Source organism: Rhodococcus sp. ENV425 (assembly GCF_002887785.1).
Taxonomy (GTDB): Bacteria; Actinomycetota; Actinomycetes; order Mycobacteriales; family Mycobacteriaceae; genus Rhodococcus; species Rhodococcus aetherivorans.
In genome coordinates this window covers 60,026-63,720 of record NZ_PCZU01000190.1, presented here as the reverse complement: position 1 = coordinate 63,720, position 3,695 = coordinate 60,026, and the positions used below count along the sequence as shown (strand labels likewise).

Genomic DNA, 3,695 nt, shown 5'->3' with positions numbered 1-3,695 from the left:
GCCGCAGGCCGCGCAGTTCGCCCCGGAGACCGAGTCCGAGGGCGCCGCCCCGTCCCAGGCCCCGCAGGTCCTCAACATCGCGGACCCGAACGACCTCTCCCAGTTCTCGAACCTGCTCGCCAAGGGCCAGCGGTTCAGCGAGGAGCGCGCCGCCCGCGAGGCCGCTGCCCGCCGCCCGCTGTTCGTCCTTCCGGCCGCCGGCGTCTTCACCTCCAGCTACGGTGCCCGCTGGGGCACCCTCCACGCCGGGGTGGACATCGCCGGTCCGATCGGGACCCCGATCCTCGCGGTCGCCGACGGCACCGTCATCGACTCCGGTCCGGCGTCCGGCTTCGGCATGTGGGTGCGCCTGCGCCACGCGGACGGCACCGTCACCGTCTACGGCCACATCGACCAGTCCATGGTGACGGTCGGTCAGCAGGTCATGGCCGGCGACCAGATCGCCACCATGGGCAACCGCGGCCAGTCGACCGGCCCGCACCTGCACTTCGAGGTGCACCTCAACGGCATCGACAAGATCGACCCGCTGCCCTGGCTCGCGACCCGCGGCATCTCCCTCGGCATCCGGAACGACTGACCTCCGGCGTTTCTCGCGAAACGGGCCCCGCACCGGCTGGTGCGGGGCCCGTTTCGCGTCCGGCCGGGAACCCGGGGTCAGAGCTTGACCATCGGCACGCCGCCGACGAGCATCAGCCGCACCTTCCCGGCGCTGCCGAAGTCGATGACCACCGTCGCCGTCGGCCCGGAGCCGCGGGTCTCGAGGACCGTGCCGAGGCCGTACTTGTCGTGGCTGACCCGGTCGCCGACGGCGAGCACGAGATGGTTGTTGCGCGAGCGCGCGGCCCCGAAACTCGGTGTCGACTGCCGGTCGTCGCCGAACCGGGACGCTCCACCCCCGAAGCCGGAGCCGACTCCGCCGTAGCCGCCCCGGCCCCGGCCGGCTCCGATGGCGTGACCACCGGCCACCCCCGGATCCTCCCGGCGCCACTCCACGAGTTCCTGCGGAATCTCTTGCAGGAAGCGCGATTCCGGATTGGTCACCGGCTGCCCCCAGGCCGAGCGCAGCACCGCCCGGCTCAGGTAGAGGCGCTGCCGCGCGCGGGTGAGCCCGACATAGGCCAGGCGCCGTTCCTCCGACAGCTCGGCCGGGTCGCCGAGCGCTCGCATGTGCGGGAACTGCCCGTCCTCCCACCCGGTCACGAACACCACCGGGAACTCGAGACCCTTGGCGGTGTGCAGCGTCATCAGGGTGACGACCCCGTCGCCCTCCTCGGGGATCTGGTCGGCGTCGGCCACCAGCGACACCCGTTCGAGGAACGCGGCGAGCGAGCCGGGCTCGGGCTCCCCCTCCGCGCCCTCCCGTTCCTCTTCGAGACCCGCGGCATTGCGGGCATCCGAACTGAATTCCCTTGCCACGCTGACCAACTCGTTGAGATTGTCGAGCCGCGTGCCGTCCTGCGGGTCGTCGCTGGCCTCGAGCTCGGCGCGGTAACCGGTGCGGTCGAGGACCGCCTCGACGACGTCGCCGATGTCGACGAGGTCGTTGCCGTCGGCGTCGGTCTCGGTGAGCATCCCCCGCAGCTCGTCCATGAGGTCGACGAACGCGGCGATGGCCTTCTGCGAGCGGGTGTTCAGCAGGGGCACGGTGCCCTCGGCCGCGTCGCGCAGGGCCCGGCCGAACCCGACCGCCGTGCGTTCGGCGTGCACCGCCACGCAGGCCTCCGCGCGGTCGCCGATGCCGCGACGGGGGGTGTTGAGGATACGGCGCAGGCTGACCGTGTCGTCCGGGTTGGCGAGCACCCGCAGGTACGCGACGAGGTCGCGGACCTCCTTGCGCTCGTAGAAGCGCACGCCGCCGACCACCCGGTAGGGCACGCCGTGCCGGATGAACACGTCCTCGAGGGCACGGGAGGAGTTGTTGGTGCGGTAGAACACCGCGACGTCGGCGAACCTGGCCTCGCCGGCGTCGACGAGCCGGTCGATCTCCGCGGCCACGAACTGCGCCTCGTCGTGCTCGTTGTCGGCGACGTACCCGGTGATCGGTTCTCCCGCGCCGGAGTCCGTCCACAACCGCTTCTCCCGTCGTCCGGTGTTGCGCGCGATCACCGCGTTGGCCGCCGAGAGGATGTTCTGGGTGGAACGGTAGTTCTGCTCGAGCAGGATCGTGCGAGCGTCGGGATAGTCGCGTTCGAACTCCTCGATGTTGCGGATCGTCGCGCCGCGGAACGCGTAGATGGACTGGTCGGCATCGCCGACGACACACAGCTCCCCCGGCGCGACCGCATCGTCCGTCACGGTGTCGTCCGCACCGCCCACGAGCGTGCGCACGAGCACGTACTGCGCGTGGTTGGTGTCCTGGTATTCGTCGACGAGAACGTGGCGGAACCGTCGGCGGTAGTACTCCGCCACCTGCGGATGCGCCTGCAACAGTGCCACCGTCTCGCCGATCAGGTCGTCGAAGTCGAAGGCGTTGGCCGCGCGCAGCCGCTGCTGGTAGTGCGCGTAGACCCGCGCGACGATCCGCGGCAGTTCCGCCGCTTCGCGGTCCGCGTCGGCCGCGGCCTCCTCGGGGCCGATCAGCTCGTTCTTGAGATTGGAGATGTGCGTCGCCAGCAGCCGCGCGGAATACCGCTTGACGTCGAGGTCGAGATCCTTGGCGATCATGGTGAGCAGCCGCCGGGAGTCGTCCGCGTCGTAGATGGTGAAGTTCGAGTTCATCCCCGACAGCAGCGCCGACTGCGCCCGCAGGATCCGCACGCAGCTCGAATGGAACGTCGACACCCACATGCTGTTCGCGCGCGGACCGACGAGGTGGGCGACGCGCTCGCGCATCTCGGCGGCCGCCTTGTTGGTGAACGTGATCGCCAGGATCTGGCCCGGCGCCACCCCACGCTCACCCAGCAGGTACGCGATGCGCCGGGTCAGCACCGCCGTCTTGCCGGAGCCGGCCCCCGCGACGATGAGCAGCGGAGACCCCGTGTGGGTCACGGCCTCCCGTTGCTGGGGATTGAGTCCCTCGAGCAGCGCGTCGGGGGTCATCGCCCGCACCCCCGAGTTCGACGCGGGGACGGGACGGCCGGAGGCAACGGGTGTGTTCATCGTGGTACCAAACTACCGGCGATCGCCGACAGCCGTGCCGGCCGGGCCGGGGCGATTCGGCAGGTATGCCTTACTTGGCCGGTTCGGGGACGGGTGGCAAACTGAACGTCATGTCATGCGCTCCACGTCGCCACTATCGGCGACACTTCCATCGGTGTGAGAGCCGATGACCGAGGCCTGACCACACCCGAGGCTTCGGCTGCTGCGCCACCGAAGTCCCGAGCCGACGGCCGGACCGGTAACGCCCGCAGTATCCGAAGCGATCCCAGAGCTGACGCGAGGAGACGACATGAGCACCAACACCGAGGCCGCCGGTTCCGGAGCCAGCGCATCCGACGCTGCCCTGCCCACCACCGAGGCGGAGATCGACGAGCTCCGCAAAGAGATCGACCGGCTCGACTCCGAGATCCTGGCGGCGGTCAAACGCCGCACCGAGGTCTCGCGCATCATCGGCCAGACCCGCATGGCCTCCGGCGGTACCCGCCTGGTGCACAGCCGCGAGATGAAGGTTCTCGAGCGCTTCAGCGAGCTGGGCCAGGAGGGTCACACCCTGGCCATGCTGCTGCTGCGGCTCGGCCGCGGCCGTCTGGGTCACT

The 3,695-nt window shown here is 70.3% G+C and carries 3 protein-coding genes; 2 read left to right on the top strand and 1 reads right to left on the bottom strand.

The annotated features are described in order from the left end of the window. Positions 1-577: M23 family metallopeptidase (locus tag CQZ88_RS16235; RefSeq protein ID WP_146034315.1), on the top strand; the 577-nt coding region annotated here is incomplete at its 5' end. Between the two features lie 77 nt (positions 578-654). Here CQZ88_RS16235 and pcrA read toward each other — a convergent pair. Next, positions 655-3,099, bottom strand: coding sequence for a DNA helicase PcrA (gene pcrA, locus CQZ88_RS16230; protein WP_065922907.1), 2,445 nt, complete (start codon positions 3,097-3,099; stop codon positions 655-657). A 289-nt stretch (positions 3,100-3,388) separates the two neighbouring features. Between pcrA and CQZ88_RS16225 the strand changes: the two genes are divergently transcribed. Beyond that, positions 3,389-3,695, top strand: a 307-nt coding sequence (locus tag CQZ88_RS16225) for a chorismate mutase (RefSeq protein ID WP_029541984.1), incomplete at its 3' end; no start/stop codon positions are given.